The organism is Stakelama marina, from assembly GCF_018122655.1.
Classification (GTDB): domain Bacteria; phylum Pseudomonadota; class Alphaproteobacteria; order Sphingomonadales; family Sphingomonadaceae; genus Sphingomonas; species Sphingomonas marina.
Genome location: NZ_JAGRQC010000001.1, coordinates 1,027,170 through 1,048,491, shown reverse-complemented (window position 1 = coordinate 1,048,491; position 21,322 = coordinate 1,027,170). Strand labels below are relative to the sequence as shown.

21 protein-coding genes and 2 tRNA genes are annotated in these 21,322 nt (G+C 64.7%); 13 read left to right on the top strand and 10 right to left on the bottom strand.

What is annotated here, in order from left to right; genetic code table 11:
- Positions 1 to 8: 8 nt before the first annotated feature.
- The 4 genes from J7S20_RS04935 to J7S20_RS04920 all read right to left on the bottom strand — a co-directional run bounded on the left by J7S20_RS04935 (position 9) and on the right by J7S20_RS04920 (position 2,368).
- Positions 9 to 1,016 (bottom strand): sensor histidine kinase, encoded by a 1,008-nt coding sequence (locus tag J7S20_RS04935; protein ID WP_284053105.1) that lies wholly within the window; start codon positions 1,014 to 1,016, stop codon positions 9 to 11.
- Complete coding sequence (locus J7S20_RS04930) at positions 1,013 to 1,687, bottom strand: winged helix-turn-helix domain-containing protein (protein ID WP_284053104.1); 675 nt, start codon at positions 1,685 to 1,687, stop codon at positions 1,013 to 1,015. The genes J7S20_RS04935 and J7S20_RS04930 overlap by 4 nt, the downstream gene beginning before the upstream one ends.
- 153 nt (positions 1,688 to 1,840) lie before the next feature.
- Positions 1,841 to 1,914 (bottom strand) — tRNA-Cys (locus tag J7S20_RS04925).
- 118 nt (positions 1,915 to 2,032) lie between these two features.
- Positions 2,033 to 2,368 carry a hypothetical protein gene (locus J7S20_RS04920; RefSeq protein WP_284053103.1) on the bottom strand — a complete coding sequence of 112 codons (336 nt, stop codon included), beginning with the start codon at positions 2,366 to 2,368 and terminating at the stop codon, positions 2,033 to 2,035.
- Positions 2,369 to 2,588: 220 nt separating this feature from the next.
- Between J7S20_RS04920 and J7S20_RS04915 the strand changes: the two genes are divergently transcribed.
- The 4 genes from J7S20_RS04915 (at position 2,589) to J7S20_RS04900 (ending at position 8,248) form a co-directional block, all read left to right on the top strand.
- Complete coding sequence (locus tag J7S20_RS04915; RefSeq protein WP_284053102.1) at positions 2,589 to 3,254, top strand: protein-L-isoaspartate O-methyltransferase family protein; 666 nt, start codon at positions 2,589 to 2,591, stop codon at positions 3,252 to 3,254.
- Between the two features lie 13 nt (positions 3,255 to 3,267).
- Positions 3,268 to 4,785, top strand: a complete 1,518-nt coding sequence (locus J7S20_RS04910; RefSeq protein WP_284053101.1) for a TolC family outer membrane protein — start codon at positions 3,268 to 3,270, stop codon at positions 4,783 to 4,785.
- A 78-nt stretch (positions 4,786 to 4,863) separates the two neighbouring features.
- Positions 4,864 to 5,400 carry a DUF2497 domain-containing protein gene (locus J7S20_RS04905; RefSeq protein WP_284053100.1) on the top strand — a complete coding sequence of 179 codons (537 nt, stop codon included), beginning with the start codon at positions 4,864 to 4,866 and terminating at the stop codon, positions 5,398 to 5,400.
- A 106-nt stretch (positions 5,401 to 5,506) separates the two neighbouring features.
- On the top strand, positions 5,507 to 8,248 hold the full coding sequence (locus J7S20_RS04900) for a valine--tRNA ligase (protein ID WP_284053099.1): 2,742 nt from the start codon (positions 5,507 to 5,509) through the stop codon (positions 8,246 to 8,248).
- A 46-nt stretch (positions 8,249 to 8,294) separates the two neighbouring features.
- Here J7S20_RS04900 and J7S20_RS04895 read toward each other — a convergent pair whose 3' ends face one another.
- On the bottom strand, positions 8,295 to 9,179 hold the full coding sequence (locus J7S20_RS04895) for a diacylglycerol/lipid kinase family protein (RefSeq protein ID WP_284053098.1): 885 nt from the start codon (positions 9,177 to 9,179) through the stop codon (positions 8,295 to 8,297).
- A 92-nt stretch (positions 9,180 to 9,271) separates the two neighbouring features.
- Between J7S20_RS04895 and hemB the strand changes: the two genes are divergently transcribed.
- From hemB to J7S20_RS04875, 4 genes are read left to right on the top strand one after another with little or no spacing between them, the layout of a single operon-like run.
- The gene (gene hemB, locus J7S20_RS04890) at positions 9,272 to 10,261 is read left to right on the top strand and encodes a porphobilinogen synthase (RefSeq protein ID WP_284053097.1); all 990 of its coding nucleotides are present in this window, start codon (positions 9,272 to 9,274) and stop codon (positions 10,259 to 10,261) included.
- Positions 10,258 to 10,788 (top strand): GNAT family N-acetyltransferase, encoded by a 531-nt coding sequence (locus J7S20_RS04885; protein ID WP_284053096.1) that lies wholly within the window; start codon positions 10,258 to 10,260, stop codon positions 10,786 to 10,788. The genes hemB and J7S20_RS04885 overlap by 4 nt, the downstream gene beginning before the upstream one ends.
- The gene (locus J7S20_RS04880; protein ID WP_284053095.1) at positions 10,785 to 11,339 is read left to right on the top strand and encodes a GNAT family N-acetyltransferase; all 555 of its coding nucleotides are present in this window, start codon (positions 10,785 to 10,787) and stop codon (positions 11,337 to 11,339) included. Before J7S20_RS04885 ends, J7S20_RS04880 begins: the two co-directional genes overlap by 4 nt.
- Positions 11,336 to 13,561 carry a hypothetical protein gene (locus tag J7S20_RS04875; RefSeq protein ID WP_284053094.1) on the top strand — a complete coding sequence of 742 codons (2,226 nt, stop codon included), beginning with the start codon at positions 11,336 to 11,338 and terminating at the stop codon, positions 13,559 to 13,561. Before J7S20_RS04880 ends, J7S20_RS04875 begins: the two co-directional genes overlap by 4 nt.
- Here the strand turns inward: J7S20_RS04875 and J7S20_RS04870 are convergent.
- Complete coding sequence (locus J7S20_RS04870) at positions 13,543 to 14,049, bottom strand: hypothetical protein (protein WP_284053093.1); 507 nt, start codon at positions 14,047 to 14,049, stop codon at positions 13,543 to 13,545. The two genes, J7S20_RS04875 and J7S20_RS04870, sit on opposite strands and share 19 nt — an antisense overlap.
- 81 nt (positions 14,050 to 14,130) lie before the next feature.
- Between J7S20_RS04870 and J7S20_RS04865 the strand changes: the two genes are divergently transcribed.
- The 5 genes from J7S20_RS04865 (at position 14,131) to fghA (ending at position 17,515) form a co-directional block, all read left to right on the top strand.
- Positions 14,131 to 14,207, top strand: a tRNA-Arg gene (locus J7S20_RS04865).
- Positions 14,208 to 14,305: 98 nt separating this feature from the next.
- Positions 14,306 to 15,418: an S-(hydroxymethyl)glutathione dehydrogenase/class III alcohol dehydrogenase gene (locus J7S20_RS04860; RefSeq protein WP_284053092.1), complete on the top strand. Its 1,113-nt coding sequence runs from the start codon at positions 14,306 to 14,308 to the stop codon at positions 15,416 to 15,418.
- A 14-nt stretch (positions 15,419 to 15,432) separates the two neighbouring features.
- On the top strand, positions 15,433 to 15,813 hold the full coding sequence (locus J7S20_RS04855; RefSeq protein ID WP_284053091.1) for a VOC family protein: 381 nt from the start codon (positions 15,433 to 15,435) through the stop codon (positions 15,811 to 15,813).
- A complete protein-coding gene (gene purU / locus J7S20_RS04850) occupies positions 15,813 to 16,676 on the top strand; it encodes a formyltetrahydrofolate deformylase (RefSeq protein WP_284053090.1) in 864 nt (287 codons plus the stop codon). Before J7S20_RS04855 ends, purU begins: the two co-directional genes overlap by 1 nt.
- A gap of 2 nt (positions 16,677 to 16,678) precedes the next feature.
- The gene (fghA, locus tag J7S20_RS04845) at positions 16,679 to 17,515 is read left to right on the top strand and encodes an S-formylglutathione hydrolase (protein ID WP_430980904.1); all 837 of its coding nucleotides are present in this window, start codon (positions 16,679 to 16,681) and stop codon (positions 17,513 to 17,515) included.
- A 9-nt stretch (positions 17,516 to 17,524) separates the two neighbouring features.
- On the opposite strand, the gene J7S20_RS04840 is transcribed toward fghA, so the two are convergent.
- The 4 genes from J7S20_RS04840 to J7S20_RS04825 form a co-directional block, all read right to left on the bottom strand.
- Positions 17,525 to 17,743, bottom strand: coding sequence for a hypothetical protein (locus tag J7S20_RS04840; protein ID WP_284053088.1), 219 nt, complete (start codon positions 17,741 to 17,743; stop codon positions 17,525 to 17,527).
- A gap of 66 nt (positions 17,744 to 17,809) precedes the next feature.
- A complete protein-coding gene (locus tag J7S20_RS04835) occupies positions 17,810 to 19,066 on the bottom strand; it encodes an N-succinylarginine dihydrolase (protein WP_284053087.1) in 1,257 nt (418 codons plus the stop codon).
- Positions 19,066 to 20,022, bottom strand: a complete 957-nt coding sequence (locus J7S20_RS04830; RefSeq protein WP_284053401.1) for an arginine N-succinyltransferase — start codon at positions 20,020 to 20,022, stop codon at positions 19,066 to 19,068. The genes J7S20_RS04835 and J7S20_RS04830 overlap by 1 nt, the downstream gene beginning before the upstream one ends.
- 65 nt (positions 20,023 to 20,087) lie before the next feature.
- Positions 20,088 to 21,293 (bottom strand): hydrolase, encoded by a 1,206-nt coding sequence (locus J7S20_RS04825; RefSeq protein WP_284053086.1) that lies wholly within the window; start codon positions 21,291 to 21,293, stop codon positions 20,088 to 20,090.
- Positions 21,294 to 21,322 lie beyond the last annotated feature (29 nt).

Below are 21,322 nucleotides of genomic sequence, written 5' to 3'. Positions count from 1 at the left end.
CTGACGAGCTAAGCGAATTGCAGCCGGAGCGATTTTTCCGCGGGGATCGTCGTGAAGCTGGCGCCGTGCGCTGCGGCAATGCGGGACACGATTGCCAGCCCCAGCCCGGCGCCGCTGTTGCTGGCATGGTCGGCGCGCTTGTACCGGTGACGCAACTGATCGAGCTTTTCGGGCGCTAGACCCGGTCCTTCGTCGCGAACCGAAATGCGCCGCCCCGGCCCGATGACGATGGTGACCGTGCCGCCTTCCGGCGTGACGCGCAGGGCATTGTCGACGAGATTGCGTACCGCTGCCGCGATCGCTTCGCGTCGCCCGACCACATAGTCGCCGCCCTCCGATTCGACCGCGATTTTGCGTCGCTGCCTGATCGCGACCGGCGCCATCAGGCTGGCGACATCTTCGGCGACATCGCGGAGCAGCACGCGTTCGTCCGCCACCTGCGGCGTGTCGATGTCGAGCTGGGCGAGGATCATCAACTGCTCGATCAGGCGGCGCATTCGGGCGACATCTTCCTTCAGTCGCTCCGAGGCGGGGTGGTCGAGGCGTTCGATTTCGAGTGCGAGCACGCTCAACGGCGTGCGCAATTCGTGCGCGACATCCGCGGCGAACGCTTCCTGTTCGCGCGAGGCCAAGTCGATGCGCTCCAGCAGGGCATTCACCGCGTCGGCAAAGGGCACGACCTCGCGCGGCAGGCTGGTCGCATCCACGCGAAATCCGCGTTCGTTCTCCGACGCCTCGTCGATCTCGCGCGCCTGATGCTCGAGCGGACGCAGCGACGACCGCACGACCCAGCGTCCGGCCAGCGTCATAGGGAGAATCAGCACGAGGATCGGGATGAGGACGTGCTCGGTGAGTTCGTGCGTGACGACCGGGAGCTCGGCCGGGTCGAACAGCACCGAGAAGGTCAGCCCATATTCGATGCCGATGAACAGCAGGAGGCACAGCGCCCCGATGGCGCCGACCAGCGCAAGGCCTGAGATGAGCCTGCGTTCAAGCGACGTATGAACTCCGCTCACGTCCGTTCCTCCAGCAGATAGCCGACGCCGCGAACCGTATGCAGCATGTCGCCGCAATCTGCCTGTTCCAGCTTGCGCCGCAGTCGCGATACGGTCGCCTCTACCGCATTGGGTGTAACCGATGCGTCGAACGAATACAGCGCGTCCTCGATCGTCTGGCGACGAACGACCGATCCGGCCTTGCGCATCAGCAGTTCGAGTAGATCGGCCTCGCGCCGCGCAAGCTCCAGTCGCTCGCCATGCGCCACCGCCTCGCGCCGGTTGGTGTCGAAACGGATCGGGCCGATCACCAGTTCGACATCGCCGCGCGCTCCAGGGCGCCGCAGCAGCGCCCGAAGCCGTGCAGCCACTTCCGCCAGTTCGAAGGGCTTGACCAGATAGTCGTCGGCACCGGCGTCCAGTCCGGCCACGCGGTCCTCCAGCGCACCGCGGGCAGTCAGGACGAGGGCGGGGGGGATGGACCGTGACTGTCGGCGGTCGCGCAGCCATTTCAGCCCATCGCCGTCGGGCAGGCCGAGATCGAGGATCAGCGCATCGAAATTCGCCGCTGCCAGCGCCTCGTCAGCCGCTTCGAGATCGCCTGCCGGGTCCGCCGCGAAACCGGCATTCCTCAGTCCCTCACAGGTCAGCCTGGCCAACCGTTCATTGTCTTCGACTACCAGCACCCGCATGGAATGACGTCCCTTCGGTATCAGCCTATCGCTAGTGAAAGATGCTGACGATAGTCTGACGAACGGTCGGATGGAGCGCCGCGAAGGGGAGGGGCGGTGCGATGGCTGTCACCGCGCGAAATCCGCGGCAATGCGCGCCTTCTAAAGAAGGGATGGAGGCCCGAGCCGGAATCGAACCGGCGTACACGGATTTGCAGTCCGCTGCGTCACCACTCCGCCATCGGGCCGGAGCCGCGCGATTTGCGCGGGTGCGTCGCGCCTGTCAACCATTGAAGTGCTTCGTCGATGGTAATTGCAGGAAAAAGGACGATTGCAGGACCGGGGCAGTGGCTGATCGCGAAGCGGTCAACCATTTGCGCCCAGAAGCGCCAGAAGATCGCGCCCGCGCGGCGTGATCGATGCTTCGAGTACGAAGGGACGCTGGTGGACGCCCAGCAGAAGCGCGTCGATCATCAACAGGCCGTGGTCGCTGAGTGTCTGAATCGTCACGAGGAAAAGGCGATCCGCTGCGTCGCCGGATGGAAGATGCAACCCGTCGGGGTCGAGCGATCGGCCGCCGGGCCAGCTCTGTGCGAGCAGCAACAGAATCTCCTGCGCGAGATCGAAACCCGCGTCCTGCGACAGCGAGGTTGCATCGTCGGTGGTCTGTTCGACCGTGAAGGGTGGCGGAGAGGTGAGCATCGGCCCTGCCGCTTTCGATTGCTGCGACAGAATAGCCAGCCGCGGGGGCCGGGTATTGCACCGAACCGCCATGTCGGCGCGGTTCGTGGCGGCAGAGAAACCGTTTATCCCGAAAAAGGGCATCGCGAACGCTTGGCCTGTGCTTCGGTCCGCGATACAAACTGCAAACCCAAAATGTGTATTGCATGGCTAACACAGTTGTGCGAACAGGAAAGTCGATATGAATAACCAGGCCGATCTCTCCCGTTTCGAAGCGATGCGCCGCGCGATGGTCGCCAGTCAGCTGCGGACCACTGCCGTCAGCGACCGTCGGGTGGTCGAGGCGATGGCGGTTGTGCCGCGCGAACGGTATCTGCCCGAGGGCGTTCGCGATATCGCATATCGCGACACGTTGCTGCCGATCGGCGCCGGGCGGTACCAGAATCTGCCGATGGCGACGGGGCGACTGCTAAACGAAGCGCAACTGGGCAAGGGCGATCATGTTCTGCTGATCGGCGCCGCGGGCGGATATACCGCGGCAGTGCTTTCGCTGCTGGTCAAGTCGGTGGTCGCGCTGGAGGAAGATCCGGCACTGCTTTCGGCGGCGCGCGAGTCGCTTTCCGGCACGACCAATGTCGACCTTGTCGAAGGACCGCTCAATGCGGGCTGGAGCAAGGGCGCGCCCTATGACGCGATTATCGTCGACGGCGCCGTTCAGGAACTGCCCGGTACGATCGTCAGCCAGGCGAAGCCGGGTGCGCGGGTGACCACTGGCCTGGTCGATCGCGGCGTGACACGACTGGCAGCGGGCACCAAGACCGAGGGCGGGTTCGGCCTGTTCGATTTCGCCGATGCGGAATGTGCGGTGCTGCCGGGCTTTTCCAAACCCGAGAAATTCAAGTTCTGAGGCGCGAGACGAGATGAAACGAACGCATCGCTGGATCCTGGGCGCTAGCCTTTTTGCGCTGACCACGGCTCCCGCGAGCGCCGATACGCTGCGCGAGGCCCTTCTCAAGGCATATCAGACCAACCCGACGATCACCGGTGCGCGCGCAGACCTCCGCGCGACCGACGAAAATGTCCCGATCGCGCGTGCGTCGGGTCTGCCCTCGGCGGATGTTACGGGCGCGTATAATGAAAATGTGGTGAGCGCGCAGGACAGCTATCTGGCCCCGGCGCGCGTTCTGACCGCTCGTCCGCAACTGAGTGTGCCGATCTATCAGGGCGGCGCGGTCAAGAATTCGGTACGCGCGGCCGAAACGCGCGTTCTTGCCGGTCGCGCCAGCTTGCGCGGGACAGAGGCCAATCTGTTCACGCGGGTGGTCGCGGCATATATGGATGTCATCCGCGATCAGGCGATCGTCCAGCTCAATCAGCAGAATGTCCACGTCCTCGACGTCAACCTGCAGGCGACGCAGGACCGGTTTCAGGTCGGCGACCTGACGCGGACCGATGTCGCCCAATCCGAAGCGCGGCTCGCACAGGCGCGCGGCCAGCTTCGCAATGCGCAGGCGCAACTGATTTCCAGCCGCGAGACCTATGTCCAGGTGGTCGGCGATGCGCCGCAGGACCTGCAGCCGCCACCGCCGCTGCCGACACTTCCGAACAGTCCGCAACAGGCGGTGTCGGTTGCGCTCAACGAAAATCCCTCACTCGAAGCGGCGAAACAGGCGCGCCGCGCGAGCGCGTTCGATGTCAGCACGGCGCGTGCCGGTACGAAGCCCAAGCTGAACGTCGTCGTCGGCGCCAATTACAACAATTATCTCGGCTCTCTGGGGTCGATCCCCGGCGCCGGCACCGTGGCCGACCAGACCTCGACCTCCGCGACGGCGGGGTTGCAACTGTCGCTGCCGCTCTTTCAGGGCGGCCGTCCGGCAGCGCAGGTCCGCAAGGCGCAGGCGCAGGAAAGCTCAGCAATCGAACGCGTGACCGAGGTCCAGCGCGGCGTCATCGCCGACACACGATCGGCCTATGCCTCTTGGAAGGCCGCGCAGGACCTGATCGATTCGTCACAGGTGGCGGTGCGCGCCAACCGCCTGTCGCTGGAGGGTGTTCGCGCCGAAAACAGCGTGGGCACGCGGACCATTCTCGACATCCTCAATGCCGAGCAGGAATTGCTCAATTCGCAGGTCAATCTGGTCACGGCGCAGCGCAACGCCTATGTCGCCGGCTTCGCGCTGCTTGCCGCAATGGGGAAAGCAGAGGCACAGGACCTGCAGCTCGACAGCAGCTCGCTATATGATCCGACGATCAACTACCAGCGTGTGCGCGGCAAGATCTGGGATTGGGATTCGGATCCGACACCCAAGCCGGTGGCGACCGATACCGACCAGACCGCGCCGCAGACCTCAGACGTCAACGGGCAGTTGCAGGGCGATCTCGCGATCGATCCGGCGACGATGCCCGGACAGACGACCAATCCGCCCAACGGTCAGTAATCGCCTTTGTCGTTGACAGCATAGCCCCTGATCCCGCAGGGAAAACGGGTTAACGCCAGCTATCCCGAGGATTTGGCTATGGGGGACATCAGCAGCGATACGTCGATGGAAGACATTCTTTCTTCCATCAAGCGGATTATCGCAGAAGAGGGTGAGGGCGCGCAGAAGCGCTCCTCGCGCAAGGCTGCGCCCGAACCAAAGGAAAATGCGTCCGGCCGCGACGAGCAGCCCGAAGCTGCGCGCGATCCTGCCGAAGCAGTGCTCGAACTGCGCGAGGCGGTGGCCGATGCGATCGCAGACCCCGACCGTCAGGCAGCACGCAAGTCGATGCTCGACGACGCGGAACCTTCGGATCAGGGCGATGCCGGCGAGCGCGAGGCGGTGTCGCGCGACACCCTGCTGTCGCGTCAGACGGCAGAGGCCAGTCGTGGCCCTCTCGAAGCGCTGTCGCGCATGATCGTGAAGCCCGACCAGCCGGGTTCGGATACGCTCGAAGGACTGGTGCGCGAAATGCTGCGTCCGATGCTGCGCGAATGGCTCGACGCCAATCTGCCCGGCATTGTCGAGCGTATGGTCGCGCGCGAAATTTCACGAATCACCGAACGAGACGCCTGAACTTCAGGCGGCGGATCGCCCACACGGTGGCGATTCTCGACGATATACGCGGATTGGCTGACCGAGACGCTTGCACCGTCGCGCATGTCCGTTAAGTGCTGCAGGCATGAGCGAACTGCCCAAGACCTTCGACCCCGCCGACATCGAAAACCGCTGGTATCGGCATTGGGAGGACACCGGCGCGTTCCGGCCCGAACGTGACGGCGCGGAACCGTGGACGATCGTCAACCCGCCGCCCAACGTTACCGGCAGCCTGCATATCGGCCATGCGCTCGACAACACGCTGCAGGACATCCTCGTCCGCCATGCGCGGTTGCAGGGCAAGGACGCGCGATGGGTGGTCGGCACCGACCATGCCGGCATCGCCACGCAGATGGTGGTCGAGCGCCAGCTCAACGAAAAGCAGCAGAAGCGCACCGATTTCACCCGTGAGGATTTCGTCGGCAAGGTCTGGGAATGGAAGGCCGAAAGCGGCGGCCAGATTACCCAGCAGTTGCGCCGGCTCGGCTGTTCGATGGATTGGGCGAACGAACGCTTCACGATGGACGAGGGCTTTTCGAAGGCCGTCCTCAAAGTGTTCGTCGACCTGCATGACGAGGGGCTGATCTACCGCGACAAGCGGCTGGTGAACTGGGACCCCGGCCTCGGCACCGCGATCAGCGATCTCGAGGTCGAGACGAAGGAAGTGCAGGGCAAGTTCTGGCACTTCAAATATCCGCTCGCTGACGGTGGCGGCTTCATCCATGTCGCAACGACTCGGCCCGAAACGATGCTCGCCGACATGGCGGTCGCGGTGCACCCTGAGGACGAGCGCTACAAGGCACTGGTCGGCAAGAAGGTACGCCTGCCGATCACCGGGCGCGAAATCCCGATCGTTGCCGACGAACACGCCGATCCCGAACTGGGCTCGGGCGCGGTGAAGATCACGCCGGGACACGACTTCAACGATTTCGAGGTGGGCAAACGCGCCGGCGTGAAGCCCGCCGCGATGCTCAACATGCTGAGCGCCAAGGCAACGGTCGTGCAGACCGCCGACGGACTGATCCCCGATCAGTATCTCGGGCTCGACGTAGCCGAGGCGCGCAAGGCGGTGGTCGCGGCGATCGAGGCCGAAGGGCTGCTCGAGCGTGTCGAGGACCGCGTCATCCAGACGCCGTTCGGCGACCGTTCGGGCGCAGTGATCGAACCGTGGCTGACCGACCAATGGTATGTCGATGCCGAAACGCTCGCCAAGCCGGCGATCGAGGCGGTGCGGTCGGACCGGATCGAGATCGTGCCCAAGAGCTGGGAAAAGACCTTCTTCAACTGGATGGAGAATATCCAGCCCTGGTGCATCAGCCGCCAGCTCTGGTGGGGGCACCGCATCCCGGCGTGGTATGCCGAGGACGGCAGCATCTTTGTCGCCGAAAGCGCCGAGGCGGCGCAGGCGAAGGCGGGCGAGGGTGTTGCGCTGCGCCAGGACGAGGACGTGCTCGACACCTGGTTCTCGTCAGCGCTGTGGCCGTTTGCGACGATGGGCTGGCCCGATGCCGATGTGAAGGCGGCGGGACGCTATCCCAACGACGTGCTGATCTCTGGCTTCGATATCCTGTTCTTCTGGGACGCGCGGATGATGATGCAGGGGATGCACTTCCTGAACGACGTGCCGTTCAGGAAGCTCTATCTGCATGGGCTGGTGCGCGCCGCCGACGGCGCGAAGATGTCGAAATCGAAGGGCAACACCGTCGATCCGCTCGGCCTGATCGACCGGTTCGGCGCCGATGCGCTGCGCTTCTTCATGGCGGCGATGGAAAGCCAGGGCCGCGACATCAAGATGGATGAAAAGCGCGTCGAGGGCTATCGCAACTTCGCGACGAAGCTGTGGAACGCCGCGCGTTTCTGCCAGTCGAACGGAATCGGCGGCAGCAAGCATGTCGAGGCGCCCGACGCCAATTTCGCGGTCAACCGCTGGATCATCGCCGAGACGATCCAGACGGTGCAGGCGATCGACCTCGCCTTTGCCGACCTGCGCTTCGACGAGGCGGCGAACGCGATCTATCACTTCGTGTGGAGCCGGTTCTGCGATTGGTATCTCGAACTCATCAAGCCGATATTGCAGGGCCATGCCGGCCTCGACGCCGACGAGACGCGTAGCGTTGCCGGCTGGGTGCTCGACCAGATTCTGGTCATGCTGCACCCCTTCATGCCGTTCATCACCGAAGAGCTCTGGCACGCACTTGGCGAGCGCGAATACGACCTGATCGTTGCCAAATGGCCGATGGCCGATGCTCGCGCGCTCTATCCAGCGGCTGTTAAAGAGATGCAGTGGCTGATCCGCTTCATCACCGAGATCCGCAGCACGCGGTCAGAACTCAACGTACCGCCGGGCGCGCGCACGAACCTGTGGCTCGATGCCGATACCGAGCGTGCAGAGATGGGCGGCGACGTTCCGGTGGTCAGTGAGCTGGAGGGGCGTATCCAGGCGAACGCCATCTATCTCAATCGGCTGGCCCGCATCGATCAGGTCGAATTTCTCCGCTCCGGCACGGTCATGGACATGGCGACGCACGAGCGGCTCGACCGTTCGGACGTAACGCACCAGGCAGAAGGGTGCGCCACCTTCGTCGTCGATGACGTGACGTACATGCTGCCGCTTGCCGAGGTTATCGACCTGGAAGCCGAGCGTGGCCGCCTGTCCAAGGCGATCGCCGCGGTCGAGAAGGAGCGCGACAGCCTCTCCAAGCGGCTCGACAATCCAAGCTTCGTGGAAAAGGCGAAGCCCGAAGCGGTCGACAAGGCGCGCGCCGACCACGCGGACAAGGCCGCCGAGGCCGACCGGTTGAAGGCAGCGCTGGCGCGGCTGGGATAGAAGGTAGCGGAACCGGCGTCACGCATCGAGGCGCGCGGCGGTCGGTTCACGAGGTTCTGGTCGCCATCACCCGGATCACCCCGGCGGCGATGCGGGCGGTTACCGGGGTCTTGGCCAGCACCTCTCCGTCGATCGAGATGGGGAGCGGTGGTTCGGTGCGCACGCGCAGTTCCTTGCCGCGGAAGTCGATCACATCTTCCCTGCGCGCGGGCAGTCGCAGGACGCTGGCGCCCCAGTTTTTGAGCAGGCGGCGCTTGAAATGCCCCTGGACGGCCTCGACCACGATCTGGCCGCTATCGACTTCCGCCGCGTCGACCAGTTCGGTGCCTCCGTGGAACGGGCCGTTGGAAATGCGCAGCTCGACCGCCTCGACACGCTTTTCGTGGTCGCCTTCGCCGACGATGACGACGAAGGAACGGAATTTGATGAATTGCAGCGTCGCCCAGGCCAGATAGCCGACCCGGCCAAGATAGCGTTTCAGACGGTGCGGTACCGTTTCGGCAATTTGCGGCGAGATGCCGATCGCGGCGCAATTGGCGAAATAGTCGTCGTCGATCATGCCGAGATCGATCCGGCGCGGCTCGCCGGTACGGATGACATCGACCGCGCCCCCTATATCGAGCGGGATGCCCATGCTGCGCGCAAAGCTGTTGGCGGTGCCGAAGGGAAGGACGGCAAGAATGGTGTCGGTGCCGACGATATGATCGACCAGACCGCTGATCGTGCCGTCGCCACCGCCGAGAATCAGGAGATCGGGCTTGTTCGCAAGGATCGCCTCCATCGTCTCGTCCAGTTTTTCCGGGTCCCGGACCGCGCGCGCATCGACATGGAAGGGCAGGTCCTTCATCGCCTGACAGGCCTGTTTGAAGAGGTCGCGGCCGCGGCGCGACTGCGCGTTGACGATCATGGCGGCGGTGCGGATTTCGGTCATCGGGTCGTATAACGTCCGAAACGGTTTTCGGTCCCGCAATCCGTCTCACACCCGCTTGCACCGGCAGTGGGCTTGGCGCACAACCCGCGGCCATGACTGCGACCTTTCCCGCCCTGCGCCTTCGCCGCACGCGTGCTTCCGACTGGAGCCGCCGCCTGTTCGCCGAAAATGTCCTGACCCCAGCGGACCTGATCTGGCCGATGTTCGTCAGCGCGGGCGATGCCGAAGAACCGGTGGCGAGCCTGCCGGGCGTATCGCGCTGGCCGGTGGCGGGCATTGTCGAACGGGCGAAGGAGGCGCGCTCGCTGGGTATTCCGTGCATCGCATTGTTTCCGAACACGCCGCACGCGTTGCGCAGCGACGACGGCGCGGAGGCGTTCAACCCCGACAATCTGATGTGCCGCGCGATCCGTGCGATCAAGGATGCGGTGCCGGAGGTCGGCGTGCTGACCGACGTCGCGCTCGATCCCTATACCAGCCATGGCCATGACGGTCTGATCGACGATCGCGGCTATGTACTCAACGACGCGACGAGCGAGGTATTGGTGCGCCAGGCGCTGGTACAGGCAGAGGCGGGGGCGGACATCATCGCGCCGAGCGACATGATGGACGGCCGCGTCGGCGCGATCCGCAGCGCGCTGGAAGGCGGCGGGCACGTCAATGTCCAGATCATGGCCTATGCCGCCAAATATGCGAGCGCATTCTACGGGCCGTTCCGCGACGCGGTCGGCAGCCGCGGGCTGCTGCAGGGCGACAAGAAGACCTACCAGATGAGCCCCGCCAATGCCGAGGAAGCGCTGCGCGAGGCGTCACTGGACCTTGCCGAGGGCGCGGACAGCGTGATGGTGAAGCCGGGGTTGCCCTATCTCGACATCATCCTGCGGGTGAAGAGTGCTTTCGAAGTGCCTGTATTCGCGTACCAGGTGTCGGGCGAATATGCGATGATCGAGGCCGCCGCGGCGACCGAGGCGGGCGAGCGCGATGCGCTGGTGATGGAGACGCTGATGGCGTTCAAGCGCGCCGGATGTTCGGGTGTGCTTACCTATCACGCCGCCCATGCCGCGCGTCTGATGGGCGCATGATCGAGACCGAGCGCCTGTTGCTGCGCGTGCCCGACGAAGGCGACTTCGCAGCGCTCGCCGCGATGTGGGCTGACCCCGTGGTGATGGCGGATCTGGGGCCGGTGAAGGACGAGGTGCAGAGCCGAGAGGCGTTTGCGCGGCACGCCGGCTACCGCGAGCAGGGGCTTGGCTTTCTGGTCGTCGTGCCGCGAGACGGTGACACGGTCGCCGGCTTTGCGGGGCTGAAACCGGGGGCGGAGAACACCCCTATCGAGGGTGAGGTCGAAATCGGCTGGATGCTCGCGACGCCGTGGTGGGGCAAGGGTTATGCCGCCGAGGCCGCGCGCGCGGTGCTCGACTGGTGTTGGCGCACCCGCGATGCCGATCGGATCGTTGCGATCACTGCCGAGCGGAATATGCGCAGCCGCAAGCTCATGGACCGGCTCGGGATGCGGCACGATCCTGCCGACCGGTTCGATCATCCGCTGTTCGATGCAGCGGACGGACGCCGGAGCACGGTGATCTATTCGATTGGACGGCCGCGATGATCACGACCGAACGCCTGGTGCTACGGCCGTGGGAAGATCGTGACCGCGCGGTTTTTCTCGAGCAATGGCGCGATCCGCGGGTCATGCAATTTCTCGGCCCGCCGATGTCCGAGGACGAGGCCGATGCCGCGATCGCGCGGCAGCGCGACTGCCAGGAGCAGCACGGCCATTCCTTCTGGGCGGTCGAGCGTCGATCTGATGAAGCGCTGCTGGGCTTTTGCGGGCTGAAGCCGGGTGGCGAAGGAACGCCCCTATATGGGGAGATCGAAATCGGTTGGCGGCTGGGTGTCGAATATTGGGGCAGGGGTTATGCCCGCGAGGCGGCGATGGCGAGCCTCGACTGGGGCTGGCGCAATCTTGCCGTGCCGCGCATCGGTGCAATCACCGTGGAGGCAAATGCGCCGAGCTGGGGTCTGATGAAGCGTCTCGGCATGCAGCGAGTGCCCGGGACCTTTAAACATCCCGCGGTGCCCGACGGCAGCCCGCTCAAGACCTGCATCACCTATTTCGTCGACCGCCCCGAAACCGCGCCCGAAACCGCGGCTGTATGAGCGAAACGGTGTCCGCCGGAGCCGGGCGCTTCCGTCGGCCGGCATGGCTGTATGTCGCGACGATCCTGATCGGATCGTTCCTGCTTTTCCTTGTTCAGCCGATGGCCGCGCGCATGGCGCTGCCGCGGCTGGGCGGCGCGCCGGCCGTGTGGAATTCGGCGATGCTCGTCTATCAGGCGTTGTTGCTCGCCGGATATGGCTATGCCCATGCGCTCGGCTATCTGTCGCCGAAGCGACAGGCCGCGGTACATCTGGTGGTGCTGGCGCTAGGCGCGTTGTGGTTGCCGATCGGCCTTTTGTCGATGGAGCTACCGGCCGGTGCGGAACCGGCGATCTGGGTGCCTTGGTTGTTCGGCGCATCGATCGGACCGTTGTTCTTCGCGGTCGCCGCACAGGCGCCGCTCGTGCAGCGCTGGTATGCGGTGGCATCGGGCGGGCGCGACCCATACGCCTTATATGCAGCATCCAACCTGGGCAGCTTTGCCGGGCTGCTTGCCTATCCGCTGCTGGTAGAACCGGAATTGGGGCTGGGCGGGCAGAGTGGCGTCTGGACCGCGGGCTATATCCTGTTGTTTGCGTGTGTGGTGGTGATTGCGCTGTGGATACCACGGGGGGCGCCTCCCGAAGCGCGAACCGATGCCGGACCGCCGTCGTCGCCGGCCGTCGTCGCGCGGTGGATCATGCTCGCCTTCGTGCCGTCGGGTCTGATGCTCGCGACGACGACCTTCATCACCGTCGATATCGTTGCGGTCCCGTTGCTGTGGGTTTTGCCGCTGGGCCTGTATCTGCTCAGCTTCACCGTCGCCTTTGCCCAGCTGCGCGGACCCGCCGAATTCATCGCCCATTTCGCCCCGCTCGTGCTGCTGGTGTTCGGCGGCGTGATGATGGCGGGGCACGAGCAGTTTCCGTTCCTGAACGTCGTCATGGCGCTGGCGCTGCTCTTTGCAGTCGCCGTCGCGCTGCATTCGCGGATGTATACGCTCCGTCCCAACCCGGAGCGTTTGACGCAATTCTATCTGGCGATGGCGGTAGGTGGTGCGTTGGGCGGCGTCTTCGCCGGGCTGGTCGCACCGGTATTGTTCGATTGGACCTATGAATATCCGCTGCTGGTACTGGCGGCGGGTGCGCTGGCGCCGCAATATTTCCTCGTGCCGCAAATGGCCGCGCTGTGGCGTGGCATGCGCGGCAGGGTATTTCGCTACGGCGTCATCGCGCTGGCGCTGGTCGTGGCGATCATCGGCGCCATCAATCCGGGCAATCTTCTCGGCGAGCATCACGACAGTCTCGCCTATCTGCTGCTGATGCCGCTCGGCATCATGGCGATCGGCAGGCGCGGCGTATTCATTACCGTGCTGGCGGCGGCGCTATTCGTATTCGGCGGCTATCGCGCCTTGCTGCTTTCCGCCGACGGCGCCCGGACGCGGAGCTATTTCGGCGTCTATACCGTGCGGCAGGACGGCGACGTTCGCTGGCTCAGCAACGGCACGACGCTGCATGGGATGCAATTGCTCGGCTCGCCGGAGCGCGAGCGGACACCGACCAGCTATTATGTTGCAGCGTCGGGCGTCGGCCGCGCGATGCGCGCGGTACGGGCGCTATATGGCAATCAGGCGCGGGTCGGGGTCGTCGGCCTGGGAACAGGAACGCTCGCCTGCTACGCCCAGCCGGGGCAGCGCTGGCGCTTTTTCGAGATCGACCCGACCGACGTGCGTATCGCGCGCGATTCGGGTGAGTTCAGCTTTCTGCGCCGCTGCCGCCCGCATGTACCGATCACCATCGGCGATGCGCGCCTTTCGCTGGGTGCGGTGAAGGCCGATTCGTTCGACCTGCTGGTCCTCGACGCCTTTTCGTCGGACACGGTACCGATCCATCTGCTGACGCAGCAGGCATTCGCGACCTATGGCCGTGCGCTGGCCGGTGACGGGTTGCTGATGGTGCATATTTCCAACCGCTATCTGGACCTCGAACCGGTGATAGCTGGCGCGGCCGAAAGCGGCGGCTGGGCAACCGCGGCGCTCGCCTATCCCGGTCACGCCGATGTCGAGGGCGATCTGCCCTCGATCTGGGTCGCGATGTCGCGCGATGCGGACAAGCTGAACGCGCTGGTTGCGCGCGGCGGCAACTGGCGTGCTTTGCATGTCGGCGCGGGGGCGGCGCACTGGACCGATGACTATGCAGCGGTGGTCCCGCTGCTCCGCGCGCTTCAACCCGGCGAGGAATAGCCGGGCGCCAGCGCCTCGATCGCCTGCAGGCGTTCCGCCTGCTTCGCATCGGCGGCTTCGGCGTTCGAAATCGCCGTTTCGAGCGCGGGATAGGGAGGCTTGCCAGACTGTGCCCGCGCGATGGCCAGATCCTCGAGATCGACCAATGGGCTGAGGATGCCGGTACGCAACCCGTCGAGCCGGGACAGCGCGGCCTGTGCGGCGATCCAGCGCTCGCTGCCGGTTTCGGCACCCGACGCCGCTTCGACCGATTGTTTCACCTGCGGAGCCGCTTCGTCGAAATCCGCGACCGCCTTGTCCACCTGGTTCGAAAGCACCGCGATTTTGGCGTCGAGCGCGGGATCGGGTTCGGGCGCGGGAATCGGATGCACCGCGACGGCGTCGCTGCGGCTTTCGATCGGGCGGGGCAGCAGCGAGGGTGCGTTCGCGGTCGCGCCGGAACATCCGGCGAGCATGGCGAGAAGCGGTAAAATCAGCGAAGTGCGCATGGTTTTGCTGTATGAGGTGGAAAAAGGTTGCGCAACGGGGTTGCGTTGCCCGGCCAGCCCTTCTATCTGGCCTCCCACTGCGCGCCCGTAGCTCAGCTGGATAGAGCACCAGACTACGAATCTGGGGGTCAGAGGTTCGAATCCTTTCGGGCGCGCCATTTCCTCTCCATTGTCGGAATTGTTCGGGTTTCGCCGCTTGACGCGGGCGGATCGGCTGTCCAGTTGCTTGTTGCAACCAAGCAGATGGAGCACAGCCATGAAGACCCGCGCCGCCGTCGCCTTCGAAGCGAAACAGCCGCTCGAGATCGTCGAAGTCGATCTGGAAGGACCCAAGGCGGGCGAGGTGCTGGTCGAGGTGATGGCGACGGGCATCTGCCACACCGATGCATACACGCTCGACGGGCTCGATTCGGAAGGACTGTTCCCGAGCATCCTCGGCCATGAAGGCGCCGGCATCGTGCGCGAGGTCGGCCCCGGCGTGACCAGCGTGAAGGAAGGCGACCACGTCATCCCGCTCTACACGCCCGAATGCCGCCAGTGTAAGTCGTGCCTGTCGCAGAAGACCAACCTGTGCACCGCGATCCGCGGGACGCAGGGCAAGGGCCTGATGCCCGACGGGACGAGCCGGTTCAGCTACAAGGGGCAGATGCTGCACCATTATATGGGCTGCTCGACCTTTTCGAATTTCACCGTGATGCCAGAGATCGCGGTTGCCAAGATCCGCGACGACGCGCCGTTCGAGACGAGCTGCTATATCGGCTGCGGCGTGACGACCGGCGTCGGCGCGGTGGTCAACACCGCGAAGGTCGAGCCGGGTGCGAACGTCGTCGTGTTCGGGCTGGGCGGTATCGGCCTGAACGTCATCCAGGGCGCGAAGATGGTCGGCGCGAACCGTATCATCGGTGTCGACCTCAATCCCGACCGCGAGGAGTGGGGCCGCAAGTTCGGGATGACGCATTTCCTCAACACCAAGGGCATGAGCCGCGATCAGATCATCGCCAAGGTGCTCGAACTGACCGATGGCGGCGCCGACTATACGTTCGATGCGACTGGCAATGTCGAGGTGATGCGCACCGCGCTGGAATGCGCGCATCGCGGCTGGGGTGAAAGCATCATCATCGGTGTTGCCGAGGCGGGCAAGGAGATTGCCACGCGCCCGTTCCAACTCGTCACCGGCCGCGTGTGGAAGGGTACCGCGTTCGGCGGCGCGCGCGGGCGCACCGATGTGCCGAAGATCGTCGATTGGTATATGGACGGCAAGATTGCCATCGACCCGATGATCACCCACACCTTCAAACTCGAAGACATCAACAAGGCGTTCGACCTGATGCATGCCGGTGAGAGCATCCGCAGCGTCGTCGTTTACTAAGGGAGAAAATGCCGATGTTCAGTCACGTCATGCTTGGCGCCAACGATATCGAGGCGTCGAAGAAATTTTACGATGCGGCTCTGGGCGAACTCGGCATTCAGCCGGGTCGGGTCGATCCCAAGGGGCGCGTCATTTACATGCACGACGGCGGCGTCTTCCTGCTGACCAAGCCGATCGATGGCGGTGAGGCGACGTGCGCCAATGGCGGCACGATCGGGTTCGCGGCGAAATCGACCGAAGCGGCCGATGCCTGGCACAAGGCGGGTGAAGCCGCGGGCGGTACGCCGATCGAGGATGCGCCGGGCTGGCGCGAGGGAAGCGGAATGCGGCTCTATCTCGCCTATCTGCGCGATCCCGCCGGCAACAAGGTCTGCGCGATGCATCGCGGCGGCTGATGGAGCCCCGGCGCTGGATCCTGACGCTGACCTGCGAGGACCGCGTCGGCATCGTCGCGGGCGTCAGCGGGTTCCTGAGCCGCAACCAGGGCTTCATCGTCGATAGCCAGCAATATGCTGATCTTGAAACCGGGCGCTTTTTCATGCGCGTCGTATTTCAGCGCGGTGGCGGCGGTTTTCCCGATGGTGCGGATGCGCTGCGCGAGGCGTTCGCTCCGGTCGCGGGCGAACTGGCGCTCGACTGGTCGCTAAGCCCCGCCGACCACCGCCCACGCGCGGTGATCGCGGTGTCGAAAGGGCTTCACTGCCTCCACGATCTGCTCCACCGCGCACGCTCCGGAGCGCTGTCGGTGGAGATCGCGGCTGTGGTCTCCAACCACGCGGCGGCGCGCGAACTCGTCGAATGGCACGGCATCGACTTTCATCATCTGCCGATCGAACCTGGGGGGAGGGCGGCGCAGGAACAGGCGTTGCTGGGCGTGATGGCGGACGCGGATGCCGAGCTGTTGGTCCTGGCGCGCTATATGCAGGTGCTGTCCGAAGACTTGGCTGCCCGGGTGAGCGGGCGATGTATCAACATCCATCACAGCTTCCTGCCCGGCTTCAAGGGTGCGAAACCCTATCACCGGGCGCATGCGCGCGGTGTGAAACTGATCGGTGCCACCGCGCATTTCGTGACAGGCGATCTTGATGAGGGACCGATCATCGAGCAGGCGGTCGAGCGCGTCGATCATCGCGATGATATCGATGCGCTGGTCCGCATCGGCCGCGATATCGAGGCGCAGGTGCTGGCGCGCGCCGTCAATGCCTATGGCGAACGACGGCTGTTTCTGAACGGTGGAAAGACGGTGGTATTTCGATGAGCATGGAAACGGTTTCGACCAACAGGGCGCATGGCGGGACGCAGGGTATCTATCGTCATGGATCCGATGCGACGGGCACCAACATGACATTTTCGGTGTATGTCCCGCCGCATGAGGAAGGCGCGCGGCTGCCGGTGCTCTGGTACCTTTCGGGGCTGACGTGCACCCATGCCAACGTCACCGAAAAGGGTGAATTTCGCGAGGCCTGCGCAAAGCACGGGATTATCTTCGTTGCGCCCGACACGAGCCCGCGCGGCGACGACGTGCCCGACGAGGATGGGTATGACTTTGGCAAGGGCGCGGGCTTCTATGTCGATGCGACCGAGAAGCCCTGGGCCGCCAATTACCGTATGCGCAGTTATGTCGAGGAGGAACTTCCGACGCTGATCGCCGCGCAGTTCCCCATGGCCGACATGACGCGCCAGTCGATCACGGGGCATTCGATGGGCGGGCACGGCGCGCTGACGATCGGGCTGCGCAATCCTAACCGGTTCCGTAGTATCTCGGCCTTCGCGCCGGTCGTGTCGCCGATCCACTGCCCCTGGGGCGAGAAGGCGCTGGGCCGATATATCGGCGAGGATCGGGCAGGCTGGCGGCAATATGATGCGTGCGCGCTGATCGAAGATGGCGCGCGGGTTAAGGAATTGCTGGTCGATCAGGGCGATGCCGACAATTTCCTGGAAGAACAGTTGAATCCCGATCTGTTGCGCGACGCGTGCAAGCGAGCCGGGATCGACCTGACGCTGCGAATGCAGCCGGGATACGACCACAGCTATTATTTCATCTCGACCTTTCTCGGCGAACATGTCGGCTGGCACGCCGAACGGCTGAAACGGTAGGGCTGCGCTTCAGATTCCGTAGCCGCGCTCTACCGAATCGAGCAGGCGGCCACCGGCCATGAACACCGCGACGGGGCACACCGCGAACAACATATAGCCGCCATAGCCCGGAAACTGGTGGAGATAGTGAAAGCCGCGCTCCACCGCGCCGGTGCCGAGTCCGTAGATGACGAGGAACGCCTCGAACTTGGTCTTGATGGTGAAGAGTCGTTTAACCTTGGTCCACATGCCGAAAGGTTAAGCAAGCGCCATACCAATGGCGAAAATCCGGGGTTTCCGGATTTCCGAACATGGTTAACTGTCAATTAAACCGACACAATCGGTCGCTTCGAGCAGCGCGCGGTGGGCGCGTTCGATCCGAGCGATCAGCGCCGGGTCGGCTATTTCGCTGGGATCGATCCGTTCGGGCCAATATTCCTCGACGACCTTGGCGAGCCGGTCGAGCTTGGCATTGTCGACCAGAAAGCGCGGATCGATCGTTGCGGGATCGGCGACGACGCGCAGGCGTAGGCAGGCGGGGCCGCCGCCATTGGCCATCGACTGGCGAACATCGACGACTTCGAGGTGACGGATCGGGCCGTTGCCGGCGACGAGTTCCTGCAGCCAGCTCCAGACATTGGCGTTCTCGCGCGCCTCTGCGGGCAGCACGAGCGCCATGCCGCCCTTCGGCAAGGTAACAAGCTGTGCGTTGAACAGATAGGAAGCGACCGCGTCCTCAAGGCTGACGCGCGATGCCGGCACCTCGATGATCTCGATATCCGGCATCTTGTCACGAAGCTCGGCGTAGAAGGCGTCGCGATCCTGATAGGCGAGCTCGTGCGTGAACAGCACCTGCTCGTTCGCCACCGCGACGACGTCGTTGTGGAACGCGCCGGCGGAGATCGCCTGCTCCGACTGCTGGACGAAGATCGTACTGGCGGGATCGAGGCGGTGCATCCGCGCGATCGCTTCGCTGGCGTCGCGGTGTTGGCGCGCGGGGAAGGGGCCGCCGGTCAGGCCATAGACGAAGACTTCGACACCGGGCCGGTCATGGGCGGTGGCAAGTCGCATATGGTTGGCCGCGCCCTCGTCACCGAATGGCGGCGTGACGGGGCCGTGAACGGCAAAGGCCGGATCGGCGAATGCAGCTTCGAGCTGGGCGAGCGTGAAACGCCATTCGTGGCTGCGGTGCGGCATCGTCACGAGATTGGCGACGGTCAGGTGGCACTTGCCGTCGAGCGTGTCGGGTGCTGGCGAGACGGTCGCGGCATTGGCCGCCCACATCGACGAGGCCGACAGCGCCTGCGCCTGGAGGTGCGGCGGTGCCTCGGCATAGTCTGTCGCCAGACCCTCGAGCCAGCCATGGTCGGGGCGCGGTTGCGGCAGGAAGAATCCCTGCGCCAACCCAAGCGCGAGATTGGCGCGCATCTTGGCGATGCCTTCGAGGGCTGCCGCGCGCGGTGCCGACGCCATGCCACGGTTGCGCGTGGCGGCGAGGTTGCCCGGGCTGAGGCCTGCGTAATTGTGGCTCGGTCCGACGATGCCGTCAAAATTGATCTCGGTAACAGCCATCAGCGCGCCACCCATGTGATGTTGCCGCCCTCCGCAATGTCGAGCGCGTTGGCGGCGGCGGGATCGATCGTGACGCTGTCCTCGCCAGCCTGAATGTCGCCATAGGCGCAGCGGAAATCGGCGAGGCGGCCAGTCGAGATCAGCGCCTGCTCGCCGCCGCCGGCGACATGGGCAACCTTCGCGTCATGTGCTTCCTGAATCGTCTTCACCTGATCGGTGCGCGCGAGCATCGTCGGACCGCCATCGAAGATGTCGACATAGTTCTCGTACGCGAAGCCCTCTTTTTCGAGCATCCGCATTGCGGCGCGGCCGGAGGGGTGGGGAAGGCCGATTACTTGACGCGCGCTTTCTGGCAGCATCGCGACATAGACCGGGTGCTTGGGCATCAGGTCGGCGATGAACTGGTTGCCGTGGATGGCGTTGAACTCGTCGGCCTCCTGAAAGCTCATGCCGAAGAAGCGACCGGCGACGCCGTCCCAGAAGGGCGACCCGCCGCTTTCGTCGATGATGCCGCGAAGTTCGGCGAGCACGCGCTCGGCAAAGCGGGCGCGGTGGGCGCGGATAAAAAGATAGCGGCTCCTCGCGAGCAGCATGCCGAGCCCGCCGGCGCGTTCGTTCGGATGGAGGAACAGCCCGCCGACTTCGGAGCAGCCCTCGAGGTCGTTGGTCAGGTTGAGGAGCTCGGCGCGGAAGGTGCGGTTTAGCGCTTCGCTATGCTTCGTCAGCGTGCCGATGCGGTAGCTGTAAAAAGGCCAGTGCTGCCCGACCTGGGTGAAGATCTGGCAGGTGCCGCGCACCTCGCCGGTCACGACATTTTCCAGCACCAGCACGAACAGATCGTCGCCGAGCGTATCCTCGGTGCGCTCGAACGCCTCCTTGCTGCGCGCGAGCTTGCCGCGAAGCGCATCGCGGTCGGGCGGCAGGTTGGTAAAGCCGCCGCCGGTCAGCTTCGCCATCTCATAGAGGTGTTGGAGGTCGCCGTCCTGCGCAGCGCGGATACGGAACGGGTGTGCGGTCTCCCTCACAGGCGCCCCCGCTCGGCAATGCGCAAAATGGTGAGCGCGGATAGGTTCGCGCGTTCTTTGAGGCTTTCGGGAATCATGAATTCTTCACTCGAATGAATGGAGCCGCCGCGTGCGCCCATGGTGTCGACCACGGGCACGCCGCATGCGGCAATGTTGTTGCCGTCGCATACCCCGCCGGTGTCGCGCCACGAAACGGGAATGTCGAGATCGGCGCCGCTTTGTTTCACCAGGGCGAACAGCTTCGCGGCTGCATCGTCGATCGGCTTGGGCGGACGATTGAAGCTGCCATGTACCTCGATCCGCACATCGTGCTGTCTTGCGACGGCGGCGACGGTAGCGTCGATATGCGCCCGCGCACGGTCGATCTCTTCCTGCGCCTTGGGCCGGAAATTGACGCGCAGCACGGCGAGTTCGGGGACGACGTTGTTGGGACCGCCGCCGTCGATCTTCGCCGGGTTGACCGAGAGCGTCGGCGCTTTCGCTTCCATCAGACGCAGAGCGATGTCCGATGCGGCGACGATGGCGTTGCGTCCATCATCGGGGTTGCGCCCCGCATGCGCGCTCTTGCCGTGGACGACGATCGAGAAATTGCCGGTGCCGCCGCGCGCGCCGGCGAGCGTGCCGTCGGCAAGCGCGGGTTCGTAGGTGAGCGCAGCGACCTTGCCGCGTGCGGCGCGCTCCAGCAACCTGGTCGATGAGAAGCTGCCGGTTTCCTCGTCGGAATTGATGACGACCTCATAGCCGATCTTTTCGGCAAGCGGTGTCGCCTCGACCGCTTTGAGCGCCGCGAGGAGCAGCGCGAGGCCCCCCTTCATATCGGCCGCGCCGGGACCATTGAGGCTGCCGTCGTCCAGCCATGTCGCGGTCTGGAAGGGATGGTCGACCGGATAGACCGTGTCCATATGGCCGGTGAACAGCATCTGCACCGGTGCATCCGCGCGAACGGTGAGGTGAAGGTGCTTGCCATGGTCGAGCGCGACCGTCTCGCCGGCGGCGGTCACCGCCTCGTGCGGTTCGGGGGCGACGAGTTCGATCTCGCCCGGAAGCGCACCGAATGCGTCGCTCAGCAAATCGGCCATGGTGGCGAGGCCATCGAGGTTCGCCGTGCCGCTGTTGACCGCGACCCAGCGTTCGACATTGGCCAGTATGGGCTCGTCCGCGATCATCTCCATCGCGGTGTGTTCATGATTGGATAGCGTCATGCGCCGAGGGTGTAGTGCGAACCGCCCTC

Excerpts from the sequence above, each read along its gene's own strand:
- J7S20_RS04830 (WP_284053401.1), bottom strand. The coding sequence starts at position 20,022 with ATGGCGAAGCTGACCGGCGGCGGCTTTACCAACCTGCCGCCCGACCGC.
- J7S20_RS04875 (WP_284053094.1), top strand. The coding sequence starts at position 11,336 with ATGAGCGAAACGGTGTCCGCCGGAGCCGGGCGCTTCCGTCGGCCGGCA.
- purU (WP_284053090.1), top strand. The coding sequence starts at position 15,813 with ATGGAGCCCCGGCGCTGGATCCTGACGCTGACCTGCGAGGACCGCGTC.
- J7S20_RS04870 (WP_284053093.1), bottom strand. The coding sequence starts at position 14,049 with ATGCGCACTTCGCTGATTTTACCGCTTCTCGCCATGCTCGCCGGATGT.
- J7S20_RS04860 (WP_284053092.1), top strand. The coding sequence starts at position 14,306 with ATGAAGACCCGCGCCGCCGTCGCCTTCGAAGCGAAACAGCCGCTCGAG.
- fghA (WP_430980904.1), top strand. The coding sequence starts at position 16,679 with ATGGAAACGGTTTCGACCAACAGGGCGCATGGCGGGACGCAGGGTATC.
- J7S20_RS04895 (WP_284053098.1), bottom strand. The coding sequence starts at position 9,179 with ATGACCGAAATCCGCACCGCCGCCATGATCGTCAACGCGCAGTCGCGC.
- J7S20_RS04900 (WP_284053099.1), top strand. The coding sequence starts at position 5,507 with ATGAGCGAACTGCCCAAGACCTTCGACCCCGCCGACATCGAAAACCGC.
- J7S20_RS04920 (WP_284053103.1), bottom strand. The coding sequence starts at position 2,368 with ATGCTCACCTCTCCGCCACCCTTCACGGTCGAACAGACCACCGACGAT.
- J7S20_RS04910 (WP_284053101.1), top strand. The coding sequence starts at position 3,268 with ATGAAACGAACGCATCGCTGGATCCTGGGCGCTAGCCTTTTTGCGCTG.
- J7S20_RS04905 (WP_284053100.1), top strand. The coding sequence starts at position 4,864 with ATGGGGGACATCAGCAGCGATACGTCGATGGAAGACATTCTTTCTTCC.
- J7S20_RS04885 (WP_284053096.1), top strand. The coding sequence starts at position 10,258 with ATGATCGAGACCGAGCGCCTGTTGCTGCGCGTGCCCGACGAAGGCGAC.
- J7S20_RS04840 (WP_284053088.1), bottom strand. The coding sequence starts at position 17,743 with ATGTGGACCAAGGTTAAACGACTCTTCACCATCAAGACCAAGTTCGAG.
- J7S20_RS04915 (WP_284053102.1), top strand. The coding sequence starts at position 2,589 with ATGAATAACCAGGCCGATCTCTCCCGTTTCGAAGCGATGCGCCGCGCG.
- J7S20_RS04825 (WP_284053086.1), bottom strand. The coding sequence starts at position 21,293 with ATGACGCTATCCAATCATGAACACACCGCGATGGAGATGATCGCGGAC.
- J7S20_RS04835 (WP_284053087.1), bottom strand. The coding sequence starts at position 19,066 with ATGGCTGTTACCGAGATCAATTTTGACGGCATCGTCGGACCGAGCCAC.
- J7S20_RS04930 (WP_284053104.1), bottom strand. The coding sequence starts at position 1,687 with ATGCGGGTGCTGGTAGTCGAAGACAATGAACGGTTGGCCAGGCTGACC.
- J7S20_RS04880 (WP_284053095.1), top strand. The coding sequence starts at position 10,785 with ATGATCACGACCGAACGCCTGGTGCTACGGCCGTGGGAAGATCGTGAC.
- J7S20_RS04855 (WP_284053091.1), top strand. The coding sequence starts at position 15,433 with ATGTTCAGTCACGTCATGCTTGGCGCCAACGATATCGAGGCGTCGAAG.
- hemB (WP_284053097.1), top strand. The coding sequence starts at position 9,272 with ATGACTGCGACCTTTCCCGCCCTGCGCCTTCGCCGCACGCGTGCTTCC.